Raw genomic sequence first — 17102 nt, 5'->3', positions numbered from 1 at the left:
TATACGCCTCTAAGCTTAGTAGTTTTTCTATATACAATTTACAATAAATCAAGCGGGCTTGGTGTCTGTGCCACTTAATCTTTCGAAGAACAATAGATGCTTCTGTGAGAACCAGTCAATCAAGAGGTCGACAAATACCAACAGAAGGAAAAATGATAGGACTAACACAAGATGGAGGATATTGGTCAGCTGTGAATAAGGCGCTGTAGCTGTCATATCCAGCAGACGGCCAACGGTTTCAAACAGCCCGCCAATGATCCCGTAGCCCAATAGATTGCGAAGTAAAATTTTAGCCTGGCTGGCACTTTGACCATTGCGGTCAACAATTTTGATGTGGACCAGCCGCATGCCGATGGTTTGTTGTCTCACCAGTTCAAATCCTAGGATAAAGATGATAAAACCAATCGCGGTGGTCACCCACGGTGTTTTGATCACAATACCAAGAATGGCGCTAAAAATTGAAATGATGATCCAGTCAGCACCAAGGGCTGCAATCCGTCTAATTGGTGAAATGTTCTTACTGAGCGCCATTGTCCGCTTGGTAACTTGTTCCTTGGTTGGCAGGTAACGGCCGAGCCAGACTGCCCCAGCAGCACCGACAATGCCCCCCGTCGTATTAAGCAACAGGTCGTCGACATCAAACAGGCGGTATGGGCGAGGGTAAAATCCGTAGAGCCCGGATAACTGCGTGAGCTCAAAAAACAGCGACAAGCAGAAGGTCAATAGAATCGTTTGTTTCCATGATCGTTGAAAGTAATATTTCATATAGAAACCAAACGGCAGGGTCAGAAAAATATTAAAGACCGGCTGGATAACCGTTGGCGCTTTGAGCGCAGCAATCCAAGTCCCCGGATGGGTGAGTGAAAATGGATTGTATTTGATAAACTCTCTGACAAAGGTAAACGGCACAAAATTGTGTGTCGGCGTTGTCAAATGAGCCACGTAAGTCCGTGACGGCAGCGGCAGAATCGTTAGGAAGTAGGCACACATCATGTAGAATACGAAGGTGTACAGCATGAAGATACTCCACTTCGGTATCGCGCCGTATTTATGATAACTTACAAGCAATATTGGTAAGGTAATAAAAATCGATAGCAGCGGGAATAAAAAGGCTGCGGTATAAATAACGTGAATATACTGTGACATAAAACTCTCCTAAACTAGTTATCTGATTGTTTCGCCTGGAATAAAGTACAGCAACAGACCGGCACCAATCGAAATCAGTAAAATTAAAATAATGATGGCAATATTTGACCGCTTATTCATGACTAAAAATGCCAGGTGTTCCCGAATAACGGCGTTGGGCAGGAAATAAAATGGGGTTGGCGCGCCAACGCCAAAGGCAACGAACTTTAACTTTCGCGCCAGCACACCGGCACGTAAAATATGATAGTTATTTGAGACGAAGATGACTTTGCTATCGGTCTTGCCACTATCTTTTTCGATCATTTGACGAGAAAATTGCAGATTCTGTTTGGTATTGACGGATTTGTTTTCAACCAGGGTATCTTCTTTGGGGATGCCATGTTCCAATGCGTATTTTTGCATCGCTTCTCCCTCTGGTAACAGTTCGTCGCCACCTTGGCCGCCAGAAAAAATTAATTTGGCGTGTTTGCCGGTAGCTTTGATTTGATCGTGGTAGAATTCCAGGGCTTTATCAATTCGGTTACCCAGCAGACGACCAACTTTGTAGCCATCGATCAAGCCACTTCCCAAAACAATAATGTAGTCCTTATCTTTTTTGGGAAAGTAAAGCCGGTACAACAGCATCGATGAGATGGTGTTCCAAACCGTGAGCAGGACGTAGAAAATAAGTAGGGTCAAGAAGGTTGTAACTGCCGCTTGCAGGGGCCTGGGGCCAAAAGATGGATTGGTGAAGTAGAGAATATCGACCACAACGACGGCAATCCCGGTTATCAGTGTCAGCGAACTGCTTAGACTGTAACCTTCGCGCTTCCAGACTACAAAGGCGTTAATAAAGAAGAAAATAAAGCTTAGGGCCAGTCCTAAAAGTACCAAACCGCCAACGATGAAGACGGCAACACCTAGGACAATCCCCCAGAATTGACTATCCAAAAGCGAAATTAACTGTACCAAGAAGATGAGCAGGACCAGAAGCGAAAGGTTGGCGAGCGCACCGATATACAGTGAATTGCGTAATTTGATTAAATATGTACAAAATAGTCCAACAACGATAATTAAGATAATAGTCGTCGGCAGTAATAAAGCCATAAAAACACCCCTTAAAAGTTAGCATCCGGTTGGAAGAGGCAGGTTTCGGGTATGAAATCGGAAAATCAAATTCACATCGAAACAGCGCCACAACAACCAGAAAATGATGAAATGACCCCCTAAATTGTCACTTCGTGGATTTAAACTCGTCAGCACTCGTAGAATACATTGAGTTGTTACCACATGACAATAGGGGATCACGATATGTAAAGTATAATTTATGTAAGTATAGATGTCCATGAATAAAGCGTTGGTTTATGGCTGAAAAATGGGAAAAATGATGAATTCAACCTATCTCACACTTCATGTCAGCCCCAGCTTTAGTACAATTTAAATAGGCCGGGACCAAAACCGAAGTCTTGTCCCAGCCCAATCAACACCCATTTAATTAGACAGTTTCCACGGCATCCGCGTGTGCCAACATGTCGTCTAACAATTCTTTTCTTGCGTGCCTTGGCAAGAAGCTGCGAATATTTTCTTCACTAAAACCAACTTGCAACTGTTGGTCGTTGAAAATCAACGGCCGGCGGATTAAGTCAGTGTGATTAACCATCAAGTCGATCAACTGTGATACAGTTAGATTATCAAAGTTGACTTTGAGCTTGCGGTAGCTGATGCATCGAGTCGAGATGAGATCTTCTGTCCCATTTTCCGACAATCTGAGCAGTCGTTTAATATCATCTGCGGTTAAGGGGTCCTTGGAGATATCGCGTTCGGTAAATTCAATGCCGTGGTCAATGAGCCACTTTTTTGCCCGTCGACTGGATGAGCTGCTGGGTGCCAAATATAAGTTGAGCATGGTTGCCATCTCCTTTGCTGACTAGGACGACAATGAAAATTGATGCATCGGCTCACCAACCTATCCCCACGTTTATCATATCATGAGTATAAACAAAGTCAAATATAAACTATAAGAATATGGTTAACACTGGTGCTATATTATTGACCTGAATACAAATATGAATAAAGGAGCTGGATTGAATGAAAATTGCTGGATTTGGTGTGGAAGAATGGTTAAATAAATGGGAAAAGTCGGCGACGTACGACATCTCTCAAAGCACAATTTCGTCGATGACCATGCAAGAGGCTTTAGCACTCGACGGCCATCAGGGAGCCGAGTTCTATGACATGTTGGACAAGGAGAAGATGAACTATGGTTGGATTGAGGGCTCGCCCGAATTTAAAGCTGAAGTGGCCAAACTGTATGCTGATGTGGACCCGGAAAATATTTTGCAGACCAACGGCGCAACGGGGGCGAACCACTTGGCCTTATACGCATTGATTGAGCCGGGCGACCACGTCATTTCCGAGTATCCATCGTACCAACAGCTTTACGACATTCCCAAGTCGTTGGGCGCAACGGTTGATTTCTGGCACATCCACGAAGACAAGCAGTGGTACCCGGATATTGAGGAATTAAAAGCTTTAATCCGCCCCGACACCAAAATGATTTGTTTGAACAACGCCAATAATCCCACCGGGACGCTTTTAGATGAGGCCTTCTTAAAACAAGTGGTTGCACTTGCTGACCAGGTTGGCGCCTACGTCTTGGTCGACGAAGTTTATTTACCATTGGACCATCCAGAAGCGTTTACTTCGATTGTGGACCTCTATGATCGTGGGATTGCGACCAATTCATTGTCAAAGACCTATTCGATGCCCGGAATCCGGATTGGCTGGACGGCCTCGAATCACGAAGTGGCCGATATTTTCCGAAAGTACCGCGACTACACCATGATTTGCGCTGGTGTCTTTAATGACTTGATGGCAACTTATATCTTGAAGCACCGCAAGCAGGTCTTAGCCCGCAATCAACAGTTAGTCCTTAACAACTTAAACATTTATCGGCAATGGATTGCGTCTGAACCGCGAGCCAGTGTTGTGATGCCCCAAGCGGTCTCAACATCGTTTCCCAAGCTCGACGTTCCCGATGATATTGAAGACTTTTGTGTTCGCTTATTAAAAGAAACCGGCGTTTTGCTGGTACCGGGTAACCGATTCGACATGCCCGGTCACGTTCGATTGGGGTATTGTGCCGACGAAGCAACCCTAAAGGAAGGATTAAAGCGACTATCCGTTTTTTTGAGACAGTACGACTAGCGGGTTTCTTAAGATGATTTAAAGGAGTTAGCGATTTGGTTAAGGATCATCATTCATATTTGGATTTGGCCGCACTTTAAGCTTCGGTTAAGCTGGCGACGGTAATCTAAGAACAATCAAATATGAAAGAAGGGATGATTCAAAGGTTAGTCACTAGGTCAAACACAGTCGGTAAACTGTTACGATTTCAATTTAAAGTGAAGAACGTCTCCTCCAAGATATGATTCTTCCAGCAAATTGTTATTTACCCGTTATACGAGAAAGGAAGTCGGCTAATGAACCGCAAAAATCTGTATTATACGTCAGGGATTGCCGCAACAGCCATGGCCTTAATGGTTGCTCACCGGATCTTTCGTCGATCGCAGTTAACACTTCATGCAAACTAAACCAATTCTTCTCCTCCAAGAAAGAATGGTCACAAAAAATCGTTTAGCGACTTAACCGTTCAAGCCGGTTATGTCACTAAACGATTTTTTTATGAGTTTGCTTTTTGTTTGCTCAAGTCGGATGCCGCAAAGACGGATTCGGTCTCGTCCCAGATACGTTTGGCGATTTTCGAGTTATTCATCGTATAAAGGTGAATGCCATCGACGCCTTGAGAAACCAGGTCGATAATTTGGTCGACCGCAAAGGCAATCCCAGCGTCCAGCATTGCTTCTTTACTATCTTGGTAACGATCCATAATTGCCGCAAACTTCTTTGGAATCGGAACGCCTGAAATTTGCGTGATCCGCTCGATTTGGTTCTTATTGGTACAGGGCATAATGCCGGCTTCGATTGGAACGTTAATGCCAGCGATTTCAGTTTTCTCTTTAAAATCATAGAATGCCTGGTTATCGAAGAACAGCTGGCTGATTAAATGGTCGGCGCCAGCGTCAACTTTTTCTTTAAGGTGGGCCAAGTCATCGACAAAGCCGGCCGCTTCGGTGTGACAGTTGGGGTAACAAGCGCTGGCGACGGTAAAATCAGGGCGTTGTTCCTTGACGAATTTAACCAGTTCGTTGGCGTGAGTAAAGTCGCCCGCGGGTTGTTTACCGGCAATTCGGTCACCTCGTAATGCCAAGATGTTTTTGACGTTGATGCTGTCCAGCCGATCCAATAAGGCAAGTACCTGTTCTTTGGTTTGGTAAAGGCCCGGTACATGCGAAACGGCTGGAATGTTCAGCTTGTTTTGAATTAAATTGGCAATCTCCACGGTGCCATCGCAGTGATCGGTGCCGCCAGCTCCCAATGTCACTGAGATAAAGTCGGGATTAAGGGACTGCAGTCGCGTCAAAGTTGGTAAAATTGCTTCGGTCGGGGAGGTCTTTTTAGGTGGAAAGACTTCCAATGAAAAGACAGTTTTATGTTTAAATAACTCCGTTAGGCTCATTGATCTCACTCCTGACCTTCTTGGTGGCGTCAACGATATTCTTCAGACTTTCAAACGATTCGTCCTCCGAACGCGTCTTAAGGCCACAATCCGGGTTGATCCAAACCTTATCAACTGGCAGTTTTTCAACCAATTGTTTAATAAGGCCTTCAACTTCTTGTTCGGACGGAATTCGAGGTGAGTGGATATCGTAAACACCGGGGCCAACTTCCGTCTGGAATTTGGCAGCAACCAGTTGGTCGATCAAAGTGAAGTCCGCACGGGAAGCTTCAAATGAAATCACATCGGCATCCAACGCGTCAATAGCTTTAATAATATCGCCAAATTCGCTGTAACACATATGGGTGTGAATTTGGGTACTTGGTTGAACCTTACTGTGAACAAGGCGGAATGCCGGAACTGCCCAATCGAGGTATTCAGAATACCAGTTGGACTTTCTAAGCGGTAAGTTTTCCCGTAACGCCGGCTCGTCAATTTGAATAATCTTAATGTCGTGTTTTTCAAGGTCGAGGACTTCATCTTGGAGGGCTAAAGCAATCTGAGTTACTGATTCCTTAGGCGTCACATCTTCTCGTGGGAATGACCAGTTGAAGATGGTAACTGGTCCTGTCAGCATGCCCTTCATTGGCTTGTCGGTTAAGTTCTTGGCAAATACCGAAGCGGCAACGGTGATAGGGGCAGTCCGGCTGATATCGCCCCAGATGATTGGTGGCTTAACACCACGGGTTCCGTATGATTGAACCCAGCCGTTTTGGGTGAAGACAAAGCCATCCAGCTTTTCGCCAAAGTATTCAACCATGTCGTTTCGTTCATACTCTCCGTGGACCAGGACATCAAGGCCGATTTCTTCTTGGATTTTGACGATCCGGCGAATTTTATCTTCATTGAATTTGTCGTATTCTTCCTTGGAAATCTCACCATGACGCAGTTTGGCACGATTTTGTCGGACATCTTTGGTTTGTGGGAATGAACCGATCGTGGTGGTGGGCAAGATTGGTAAGTTGAATTCCTTCTTTTGGATCTTTTCCCGTTCACTTCGAGCTGGCAAACGGGTGTAATCGGCGTCACTTAATCCATCAATCCGCTCATGAACTGCTTCATTATAAGGATGTTTAACATTGTTGAAGAGGGCGTTATTTTTCTCGAGGGCGACCTTGCCGTCGGCTTCATCGTGATAAATATTGTCGAGTTCTTTGATTTCGGCTAATTTTTCAATCGCGAAGGCTAAATGTTGCTTGACGTCTGAGGGCACTTTGGTTTCATCTTCAGCGCTATATGGGACGTGAAGAAGAGAAGTTGAACTGCTTAAAACAACTTTTGCTTGGGTGTTCAGTCCGTTCAAGAAGTCAATGGTATTGGCGTAATGGTTGCGCCAGATATTCTTACCATTAACAACGCCGGCAAATAGTACTTTGTCAGCAGGGAAGCCATTTTTCTTCACGAGTTCGGCGTTGTATCGGCCTTCAACAAAGTCCAGGCCGATACCATCAAAATCAAGATTGATGACGTCATTGTAAATATCCCGGATATCGCCGAAGTAGTTCTGCAAGAGGATCTTAGTGGATCTCTTTACAGCAAGAATGCCTTGGTAGAGCTTGTCGAACAAGGCTTTTTCAGCCGAATTGACGTCAAAGCTTAACGCAGGCTCATCAATTTGAACCCAATCAACACCTTGCTGGCCTAACTTTTCAATGACTTTTGAATATGCGGTAATGAGGTCTGCCACAAAATCATTTGGGGTGGTGCCGTCAAGAAAACGACTTAGTTTAAGCAGGGTGTAAGGACCGGTAATCACTGCCTTGACGTTAATTCCAAGTGCTAAGGCTTCATCAACTTCATTGAAGAGTTTGTCGCCGACTAGTTGCACCTGGGTCGTTTTGGTAAATTCGGGGACGATGTAGTGGTAGTTCGTGTTGAACCACTTCTTCATCGGCAGTGCCTTGACGGTTTCAGAGCCGTTTTGGTAACCCCGTGCCTGGGCAAAATATTCGTCCAGTGGAGATAAGTTAAGCTGTTTGTAACGGTCGGGAACGATATTAAGTAGGTTGGCGGTGTCTAACACGCCGTCAAAGAATGAAAAGTCGCCAGCGGGGATTAAATCAATTCCGGCAGCTTGTTGTGCCTGCCAATGATTCTTTCTGATGGTTTGAGCGGTTTGTTGTAATTCAGCTTGGTCAATTTTATTTTTCCAGTAATGTTCGGTCGCAAATTTTAACTCACGATGATGACCAATTCTTGGAAAGCCGATAATAGTCGTTGTCATGTATTATTCCTCCTGATTGTGTTGTTTCTGTTAGTGTCGGAAAGTGTCCTTTAAATCAATAAGCGGTGGTTCACTGGCTGATTAAATCACATGGCGCTCATATGGGTCATTTGAAATACCCTCATCTAAAATCTTCTTGCTCCATTCTTTGGCTGAGAACAATGAATGGTCGCGGTAGTTGCCACAGCTGTACTTATCGACGCCCGGCACATCTTTCCATTCAACCTGGTTGGCAATTTCATCAAGTGAGCCCTTGAGTGCTTCAGCGACCTCGGTGGTGCTGTGTTCACCCCAAGTAATCAAATGAAAACCGGTTCGACAGCCAAATGGGGAACAGTCAATTACGCCGTCCAAACGGTCACGAAGCAGGCTTGCCAGTAAGTGCTCAATTGTATGAAGCCCGGCCGTTGGAACTGCCGTTTCATTTGGTTGGGTTAATCGTAAATCAAAGTTGGAAATCACGTCGCCGTTAGGGCCGGTTTCCGTCGTAATCAAACGAACGTATGGTGCTTTTACCTTTGTGTGATCCAATGTAAAACTTTCAACTTTTGCCATAATGTCATCAATCTCCCTAGATAAAGTATTTAATTTATTTTTAATGCTGTAAATTGGTTTGCCATTTTAGATGCAAAAAAAGCATTCGCCCCTCGCATCAGAATTAATCTGACGGAGGGGCGAATGCTTCGCTTTACCACCCTGAATTTGTATTGCTTTCACAAACAATACCTCTGAAAGTACCAGACATCGATACTCGGCGATGTAACGGTCGCACCCGGAATTCAAGCGTTAACTTGAAGTCGCTATTCAGAGTTCATCTTCGTTAACTCGCAGGCCATCCTTTTTCACCAACCGGATTCTCTAAGGGCCCGTTCATTAAGTACTCTTCTCTTCAGAGCTTTAATTTACTAGCATTAAAATTTAATGATAATACTAGTCGTTGTTTTAATAATTGTCAACTGTTCCGGAAAAATAAATTATTTTTCTGGGGATAGACCTTTGACTAAGAACTCGACAGCTTGGTCGATGATGTGTTCCAAATCGAACTTGCGATCGAACAAAACCATTTGGGCACCATAGCCGGCTCCGATTGAAAGGACGTACTCCATGATACGCGGGGTGTCCCAGTCAACCAATAGGTGCTGCTTTTTTAACTCGTCGAGAACAACAGGGATGGTGTTGGTCAAAACATCTTTCACCGGGCCAATCAATTCGGCCAGTAATGTTTGGTCATTAACCGCCTGCATGAAAAGAATTTTGATGACCTGCTTGTTTTCAGCTCCAAACGTGAGTCGATTCATGAGAGTCGGTTTTAAGAAATCAGCCAAGCTGTCATATTTGAACTGACGAATATCTTCAGCGAATTCTTTTGCGGCTCTGGGGATGGTTTTGGAAAACAGTGGTTGGACAACGGCATGGAGTAGTTGATCCTTTGTTTTAAAACGTTTGTAGACCGTTCCTTGACTAACGCCGGCTTTTTCCGCGATGTCTGCCGTCGTCGTTGACTCAAACCCCTTGGAGGCAAAGAGTTCCAAGCAGGCTTTAAGAACCTGCTTTTGTTTTTGCGGTAAATCCGTCGCCGAGTCGATATCTTCCGAGTAAAATGATTCAATTGGCGTTGAAGACATGCTACTCACCTACACTTTCCGATACTTACGCATCCCGATCATGTTCAAGACAACAAACACTACTAAGAAGATTAGTATAGCAGAAAATTGTGGCATGACTGCAGATAAACTGGCTTGTTTTTGAATCACATCGGTTAATGCGCTGGCACCATAGTAAAGCGGCATGATGTGGGCAATGACTTGCAGCCAACCGGCCATGTTTGCGACCGGGATCAACCCGGAGAAGAAGATTTGGGGAATGACGACAATTGGGATGAATTGGACCATTTGAAATTCCGAAGCGGCAAACGTCGAGACAAACAATCCCATCGAAAGCGCCACGAGTGCCAGTGCAAAACAGATCAGCAGGACGACCCAGATACTGCCGAGAATTTCAATTCCCAGTACATAGATACAAAACAGTGTGATGACAGCTGTTTGAATAATCGCCACGACACCGTAACCGGTCAGGTAGCCATAGATGACCTCGCTGCGCTTAACCGGGGTTGCCAGCAAGCGGTCCAGGGTTCGGGAGTTTCGTTCGTTTAACAGCGAGATTCCAGAAATTAAGAAGACAAAGAAGAAAACCATGAAGCCGAGAAAGACCGGCAGCATTGTCGTAAAGAACGACGAGTTGCTTTTACCGTAGAGGTAGTGTTGGCTTAATTTTAAATTAGTTGGTTTTGAAGCGTTTTGAGGGACTGCAGCCGCCGGAATTCGACTTCCAATTGAGGCCGGCAGCTGTTTTTTAATTTGCTGAAGGGCCGATTGCATTTTGATCAAGCCGGCCTTTGACTTCTTGGTGGCCGTTACCAGTTGTTTCATCTGAACTTTAATCAACGCCATTTGAACTGACTTCTTGATGATGGCGGTTTTATTTTGGTCGGCGTTTTGGTACGTGACGATGAGTTTGCCGTTTTCTTTTTTGATGAAGCCGGCGTAGTCCTTATCTCGGATGACTTTTTTAGCCGAGACGTCGCTGCTCATCTCGTGGGTCTTGAGATGTTTATTGTCGATTGCTCGAATAACAGAACTTGAGACGTTGTACGTGCCGACATCGGCGACCGTATTGGTGTTTGATTGGAAGAGAAAATACATCAATGACAGGATGAACAGTGGGGCGATAAACATCAGCGCCAGCGTCCGCTTGTCACGAAGCATTTCAACGAAAATTCGTTTAGTGATTGTCAGTATTCGCATTTGATTTCCCCGCTTTCAAGAAGACTTGTTCCAAATTATCAACGTTAAATTGCTGCTCAAGGTTGCTTGGAGATCCGTGAGTAATGACGTGACCTTCTCGAATCATCAACAGTTCATCACACTCGGCGGCGTCTTCCATGACGTGGGTGGTGATGATAATTGACTTGCCGTCCTCAGCGTATTTGCGAAGCTCATCCCAAATCTGACGTCGAAGTTCCGGATCAATTCCGACGGTCGGCTCATCCAAGACGAGCAGTTCGGGGTCTTGAATCAGACTGATTGCCAGCGATAATCGCCGCTTCATTCCACCGGAGTAATTGCTGACCCGTTTGCCTAAATCTTGATTCAGATTGACAATGCCGGCAGTATAGTCGATGCGGTTCTTAAGCTGGTCTTTTTGAACACCAAATAATTGCGCGAAGAACTTGAGATTTTCTAGGCCGGTCAAGTTATTGTACAAGGCGTCTTCTTGAGCCATAAAGCCGATCCGCTGTAACACCTTTCGGTTCGGCATCGGTTGGCCAAAAACGGTCACGGCGCCGTCGTCCGGTTCTTCCATTCCCATAATATTTTTAATAATCGTGGTTTTTCCAGCTCCCGATGGCCCAATTAACCCCAAAATCTCGTGGGTCGAAGCGGTTAAATTAACATCGTGTAAAATTCGCTTGTGGTTAAAGCTTTTATTAACGTGTGAAACTGTCACAACTGCGTCCATAAGCTGATCCTCCTTTTGTGAGTGAGTGCTAACTCATTTATGGTTCAAGTATACATCAGGAAAAGTGAGTGTCAACTCACAAATTGCATTTTTTTCAAGCCTCACGTATAATGACAATAAAATTAAGTCCTTTAAATAGTCCAGAGAGTCTGTCAAGGAAGCCATTAATGATGTTGTTTTTTACCAGCGATAGTCTGGATTAAAATGCGCTTTGACTCGGATAGAGTTGGAGTGCATTTTTTGTTTGAGGGATGACTTAAATGAGTAGAGGAGATTATCTTCATGGAAGACAAAAGTTTTGGGCGCGTTGAATCGATTCCAAAGGAACATCGGCATCAATCCTACTGGGATATGTTTGCGACTTGGGTGGGCGCAAACGCCAATAACGGAACCTGGTACGTTGGCGGCGTGATTGCGGCGTGCGGGTTTGTGACAGCTTCGACCACGCTGATCATCGTGGGTGTCATTACATACTTTTTGCTGGCCTTGTCCGGATATATGGGCTATAAGACCGGGTTGCCCGCAATGGCGTTGACCCGGGCATCATTTGGGCTTAAGGGCAGTTTTTTACCATCCGTGATCAACATTGTCCAATTTATCGGCTGGGCTGCCGTGAATACGTTTATCGCGGCAACCTCAATTAGTTATATTCTCCACGACGTCTTGGGCTGGCCGGTCTATGGTAAGCCCGGTGGATTGAAGGGGTTGGTTTCAGGAATTATCGTGATGAGCATTCTGCATTTACTCAGTATTTCGATGGGCGAAAAGTCCGTCCGGATTATTGAACGAATTGGCATTATTCTGGTCTTTATCTTGGTGATTTGGGAATCAATCGTGGTCTTCCAAAACGTGTCGTTATCTGAAATTGTTTCGTGGCACGCACCGGCTGCTCTGAAAATGACGCCGGGCCAAGCCGTGGATGTATTGGCCGCCTTTAATTTAGCCTGGGTGACCGCAGCCAGCGACTTTACCCGTTTTTCAAAGAAACGGGCCAGTTCGACTTGGGCACCGTTCTTTGGGGCTAATTTAGGACTGATTTGGTTTGCGATGATTGGGATTATCTCGACAATTGCGACTGCGATTACCTTAAATCACTTCGATGCCAACAACTCGGATCCTTCCACGATTGCCAGCAAGTTGGGTCTTGGAGTCTTGGCGATGCTCGTGATCATTATTACCAGTACAACGGCCAATGCGGTGAACCTGATGTCGGCTGGATCGGCGCTGACCAACATGACCAAACGCTTGTCGTTGACTGTAAGCATCGTTTCCGTGACGATTGTCGCGGTGTTTGTGACCTTTATTCCAATTTTTTATTCCACCTTCCTGAATGTTTTTACCGCCTTTTTGGATGGTATTGGGATGTTTTTAGGACCTGAGATTGCCATCTTCTTGACTGATTTCTACGTCGTCGCCAAGCGGAAGTACCGGGTCGAACACTTTGCCTCTCGAACCGGCAAATACTGGTATACCGGTGGAATTAACTGGATTGCGATTGGGTCGTGGCTAATTGCGGTGATCGCGTACGGCTACGTCAAGCAAGTGCCGGTATTGGCGAATTCAGTTGGTGCAACGTTTATTTCGATGATGATTGCGGCCGTAATTTACTACGTGGTCAGTCGACTTGTTTATCGCAACCAACTGCAGGAGGATTAATTTGGCAACGATTGAGAAACAGACATTGAGCTTGGACGATGTCGAACCGGATAACGAGTATTTAAATTGCACCATCACAGTTTCCAACCAATTAATTCGTATTAACGAGGTTGTGTTTGACCACTGCGCGTTTGAACAAAGCAACTTTGACGGCAGCGACTGGGGTTACGTGTCCTTTAAGGGCTGTAACTTCTTGAACGCCAGTTTTCACAAGAGTTACTTTTCTAATTGCCAATTTACCAACGTTCAATTGATGGGCGCCGACTTTTCGATGGGGACGCTGCTTAAGAAATGCCAGTTCAGAGATTCCAACCTGCACTATGCCAATTTCAGTGAAATTAAGCTCGAAGACAGCTTTTTTGTCGACTGCAATCTAGTCGAGAGCAGCTTTCAGGCCGTGACCGTCAAAAAGGCACTGTCGTTTAACAATTGTGACGTTAACCAGATTGATTTTCTCGATACACGGATGAAGGGAATTGATCTGTCCAAGGCAACTTTTGATGACCTCATCGTCAACCCCGAACTGATCGCCGGCTTAAAAATTAACCCCTGGCAGGCCGGACAAATCGTCGCGATGCTGGGAGTGATTGTTGAAGACTAAGTCAATTAAATAATTTGGGAGTTACTCAAAATTCAAACGCTTGTTGATGATATAATAGTCATTCAGGGTCAACATCGATTTGAAAGGAGCAGTCTAACCATGCAGCAATTGCCGATACGAATGACATTTTTTTATCAGCTTCACCCAGTCGTTTCGGCAGTTTACTTCGTTGAAGTCGTGGTTGGGCTGCTTTTGTTTAACCACGTTTCCGTCGCAGTTGTTGGATTTGCCGGCTTGTTGGCGGTTAGCGGATTTTATATGGGCTGGCGGCCTGTGTTCAAGCAGCTCAAGTGGAATGGGTTGCTCTTTTTAACGATTGTTTTCTTTAACTGTTTGTTGAACCAAAAGTTTGCACCAACACTTGGACAGTTTTCGGTCTTCGGGTTGACGTTTCGGGCTTCGTTGCCTGCCCTAATCTATGGTGCCGTCATGGGCCTAATGCTGGTGGAAATGCTGATGGTGTTTGGGATATTGAATGTTATTCTGCCCGCCAATCGCTTGGTTTATGTCTTTTCACCAATGACGCCGAAACTTGGATTGCTGGCCGTGATGTCAGTTCATCTGGTCAAAACCTTCAATCATCAATTTCACGAACTGGCCATGCTGCAGAAGACCCGAAACTTGAACGTTGAAGCCGGTTCTATCGGCGTTCGGATTCGAAATGCGGGTAAACTCCTGCAGATTCTCTTAGAGGATTCGCTGGCGTCAGGGATGGAATCGGCTCGGTTGATGGATGCCAGGGGCTTTGGGGCGACCAAACGCAGCCATTATCAGACGTATCGTTGGCATGCCACTGATTGGATGTTTTTGGGCTGTTCGTTAGTCGTTTTTATTGGGATGATCGTGGTTCGAAGCAGCCAGTTCGGTTGGTCGAAATCAGTCGCTGATTTTACCGGCTTTTGGGCAACTGACGACTTTTTAGCAGCGGTCAGCCTGGGTATGTTATTAATCGGCCCACTGGTTTTTGAAGGAGCTTATCGCGCATGCAGGAATTAATTCAAACACACCATCTGACATTTACATATCCTGACAGCCCTCAGCCTGCCTTAGCCGACATTAATCTGACGATTTTTCGCGGTCAATTTGTCGTCATCGCCGGTGCAACCGGCAGTGGCAAGACCACTTTGATCAATCATTTTAAAAAGGAATTACTGCCCAATGGGACTCGATCCGGCCAAATTCTGATTAATCAACGGCCTCTCGATAGTTTGGATAAACTGACCAGCGCGAAAACGGTGGGGTATGTTCCCCAGGACCCCGCCGTACAGCCGATTATGGACACTGTGATTGACGAATTGGCATTTTCACTAGAGAACATCGCCTGTCCCAGTGAAGAAATTGAGCGGCGAATTGCCGAATTGGCTAACTATTTAGGACTCGATCAGTTGCTGCACAATACGATTGGCAGCCTATCCGGCGGCCAGCTGCAATTAGTTAATTTAGCATCGGTTTTGATTTTACGTCCCGATATTATTCTATTGGACGAACCGACCGCACAGCTGGACCCGCTTTCAACCCAGCACTTTTTTGATGTCTTGGAACGGATCCACCATGAGTTGGGGATGACAATTGTGATGACAGAACACAATTTGTCAACGGCACTGGCTTTAGCTGATACGATGGTCCTGATCCAAGATCGCCAGCTTTCATTTGTTGGCGACCCGGCGACCGGGATTCCCAAGATGGCGGCAGATGCCAAGCTCCAATACTTCGTGCCGGACGTTCCCAAACTATTTTTGAACTTAAAGTTGACCGATCAAAAACTGCCGATTTCGGTCGCTGACGGCCAGACTGCTATCTTGAAGCAGCGCCTGGAATTTCAGTCGGCCATTCAAGACATGCATAGGGCAGCGGCCAAACCTGTCATATTGAGTGCCAAAGATATTTCGTTTTCTTTTGACCACGCCAATAACGTTGTCGATCGCTTGGCCCTTGATTTGCATAAGGGTGACTGGCTGTCAATCGTTGGCAAGAACGGTTCGGGGAAAACGACTTTGCTGACGATGCTGGCTGGGCTGAGGGTTCCCCAGCATGGGAAGATCAAATTTGACCGGCAGATTGTTTGGCGGCTGCCAACTGGCGACCGGCTGTCTAAAATTTCGTTTCTTTCACAGACTCCCGCACTTCAATTTGGGGCCGAGACCGTTCTGGAAGAACTGCAAAATCAAGCGGACCAACTGCCACAAACCGTTTCAAACGAAGCGATTGAGGCCATGATTGCCCGTTTGCACCTGAATTCGGTTAAAAGCCACAGCCCGTTTGACCTTAGTGCCGGTCAGCAGCAGCTTTTGGGTCTGGCTATCGCATTATTGGCCAAGCCACAGTTGTTGATTTTAGATGAGCCCACCAAGGGGTTGGACCCATATACCAAACAGTTGTTGGGCAAGTGGCTACTAGAAGTCAACCAAAGCGGGACGACGATTTTGATGGCCAGCCACGACATGGCCTTTTGCGCGGCGTATACGAAACACTGTGCGTTTATGTTTGATGGTCACCTCAACACCATTTTGCCGACCAGAGAATTTTTTTCTGATAACTTCTTTTTTACAACACCCATTAATCGGTTGTTGAGAAGCCAAGTTCCTGAGGCAATATTGGTGGATGATGTTACACTTAAATCAGAAGGGACGAGTGGCGATGTTTCATAATCAACGGGCAGTTTATCTCAGCCGAATGCTTCTTGTCTTTTCGCTGATCGCTGTTTTTTTAGTCTTAGTACTGTTGTTAAAAAATCAATATTTCTTGCTATTCAGCTTCATGGTGCTCTTATGTACGCTTCTTCCTGCCTACTGGCGGTTTGAACACCAACCGCTGAAGACACAGACGTTAATGTTTGTGGCCATTTTGATTGCGCTGGCGGTTGCCGGCCGCGTCCCGTTTGCCTCGATTCCCAGCGTTCAAGCTGCCAGCTTTGTGATTATTTTAGGCGGGGTGGTCCTTGGACCGGAATTGGGTTTTGTGACCGGTTCGACGACAGCGCTGGTCTCAAATATGTTTTTGGGGCAGGGACCGTGGACTCCGTGGCAGATGGTTGCCTGGGGGTTGATGGGACTGACCGCCGGCTTTATCGGCCGGACCAAGTTTCGTCACAGCCTGATAGCGATGATTGTTTTTGGCGGCGTTTGGGGATTTGTGTTTGGCTGGATGATGGATCTTTGGTATGCTTTGGCTTACGTGACCCCACTAACGCCGAAAAGTTTTATTTTGGCATTTGTGGCGAGCGCTGGATTTGATTTGAACCATTGTCTATCAAACGTTGTGCTGATTGGATTACTATATCGAACTTGGGAAAAGCTGTTTAACCGGCTGGACCGAAAATACAGTTTTTTACCCAAACAATAAATCAAGGGATGGATAAC

15 protein-coding genes are annotated in these 17102 nt (G+C 45.7%); 6 read left to right on the top strand and 9 right to left on the bottom strand.

Annotated elements, in window-relative coordinates; all coding sequences use genetic code 11:
- Positions 1-48: 48 nt before the first annotated feature.
- The 3 genes from FC51_RS06145 to FC51_RS06135 all read right to left on the bottom strand — a co-directional run bounded on the left by FC51_RS06145 (position 49) and on the right by FC51_RS06135 (position 3031).
- Positions 49-1146 carry a VanZ family protein gene (locus tag FC51_RS06145; RefSeq protein WP_057909903.1) on the bottom strand — a complete coding sequence of 366 codons (1098 nt, stop codon included), beginning with the start codon at positions 1144-1146 and terminating at the stop codon, positions 49-51.
- A gap of 18 nt (positions 1147-1164) precedes the next feature.
- Entirely contained in the window at positions 1165-2232 is a 1068-nt protein-coding gene (locus tag FC51_RS06140; RefSeq protein ID WP_057909904.1) for a YdcF family protein, read from the bottom strand.
- A 388-nt stretch (positions 2233-2620) separates the two neighbouring features.
- Positions 2621-3031 carry a Spx/MgsR family RNA polymerase-binding regulatory protein gene (locus tag FC51_RS06135; RefSeq protein ID WP_057909905.1) on the bottom strand — a complete coding sequence of 137 codons (411 nt, stop codon included), beginning with the start codon at positions 3029-3031 and terminating at the stop codon, positions 2621-2623.
- Between the two features lie 182 nt (positions 3032-3213).
- Here FC51_RS06135 and FC51_RS06130 point away from each other — a divergent pair, with 182 nt between their 5' ends.
- Complete coding sequence (locus FC51_RS06130) at positions 3214-4332, top strand: aminotransferase (protein WP_057909906.1); 1119 nt, start codon at positions 3214-3216, stop codon at positions 4330-4332.
- A 475-nt stretch (positions 4333-4807) separates the two neighbouring features.
- On the opposite strand, the gene metF is transcribed toward FC51_RS06130, so the two are convergent.
- The 6 genes from metF to FC51_RS06100 form a co-directional block, all read right to left on the bottom strand.
- Positions 4808-5704 carry a methylenetetrahydrofolate reductase [NAD(P)H] gene (metF, locus tag FC51_RS06125; RefSeq protein WP_057911226.1) on the bottom strand — a complete coding sequence of 299 codons (897 nt, stop codon included), beginning with the start codon at positions 5702-5704 and terminating at the stop codon, positions 4808-4810.
- A complete protein-coding gene (gene metE, locus FC51_RS06120; protein WP_057909908.1) occupies positions 5682-7967 on the bottom strand; it encodes a 5-methyltetrahydropteroyltriglutamate--homocysteine S-methyltransferase in 2286 nt (761 codons plus the stop codon). Before metE ends, metF begins: the two co-directional genes overlap by 23 nt.
- Before the next feature lie 81 nt (positions 7968-8048).
- Positions 8049-8522, bottom strand: coding sequence for an S-ribosylhomocysteine lyase (locus FC51_RS06115; protein ID WP_057909909.1), 474 nt, complete (start codon positions 8520-8522; stop codon positions 8049-8051).
- Positions 8523-8941: 419 nt separating this feature from the next.
- Positions 8942-9592 carry a TetR/AcrR family transcriptional regulator gene (locus FC51_RS06110; RefSeq protein ID WP_057909910.1) on the bottom strand — a complete coding sequence of 217 codons (651 nt, stop codon included), beginning with the start codon at positions 9590-9592 and terminating at the stop codon, positions 8942-8944.
- 9 nt (positions 9593-9601) lie between these two features.
- A complete protein-coding gene (locus FC51_RS06105; protein ID WP_057909911.1) occupies positions 9602-10771 on the bottom strand; it encodes an ABC transporter permease in 1170 nt (389 codons plus the stop codon).
- Positions 10749-11486 (bottom strand): ABC transporter ATP-binding protein, encoded by a 738-nt coding sequence (locus FC51_RS06100; RefSeq protein ID WP_057909912.1) that lies wholly within the window; start codon positions 11484-11486, stop codon positions 10749-10751. The genes FC51_RS06105 and FC51_RS06100 overlap by 23 nt, the downstream gene beginning before the upstream one ends.
- Positions 11487-11768: 282 nt before the next feature.
- On the opposite strand from FC51_RS06100, the gene FC51_RS06095 reads away from it, so the two are divergent.
- The 5 genes from FC51_RS06095 to FC51_RS06075 all read left to right on the top strand — a co-directional run bounded on the left by FC51_RS06095 (position 11769) and on the right by FC51_RS06075 (position 17085).
- Complete coding sequence (locus tag FC51_RS06095) at positions 11769-13142, top strand: cytosine permease (protein WP_057909913.1); 1374 nt, start codon at positions 11769-11771, stop codon at positions 13140-13142.
- Between the two features lies 1 nt (position 13143).
- Positions 13144-13743, top strand: coding sequence for a pentapeptide repeat-containing protein (locus FC51_RS06090; protein WP_057909914.1), 600 nt, complete (start codon positions 13144-13146; stop codon positions 13741-13743).
- A gap of 99 nt (positions 13744-13842) precedes the next feature.
- Positions 13843-14739 (top strand): energy-coupling factor transporter transmembrane component T, encoded by an 897-nt coding sequence (locus FC51_RS06085; protein ID WP_057909915.1) that lies wholly within the window; start codon positions 13843-13845, stop codon positions 14737-14739.
- Entirely contained in the window at positions 14727-16391 is a 1665-nt protein-coding gene (locus FC51_RS06080; protein ID WP_057909916.1) for an ABC transporter ATP-binding protein, read from the top strand. The genes FC51_RS06085 and FC51_RS06080 overlap by 13 nt, the downstream gene beginning before the upstream one ends.
- Positions 16381-17085: an ECF transporter S component gene (locus tag FC51_RS06075; protein ID WP_081037524.1), complete on the top strand. Its 705-nt coding sequence runs from the start codon at positions 16381-16383 to the stop codon at positions 17083-17085. The genes FC51_RS06080 and FC51_RS06075 overlap by 11 nt, the downstream gene beginning before the upstream one ends.
- Positions 17086-17102: the final 17 nt, after the last annotated feature.

It is taken from the genome of Lentilactobacillus parabuchneri DSM 5707 = NBRC 107865 (genome assembly GCF_001435315.1).
GTDB lineage: Bacteria > Bacillota > Bacilli > Lactobacillales > Lactobacillaceae > Lentilactobacillus > Lentilactobacillus parabuchneri.
The sequence above is the reverse complement of the archived record's forward strand: the minus strand, read 5'-3'. Positions and strand labels throughout refer to the sequence as shown.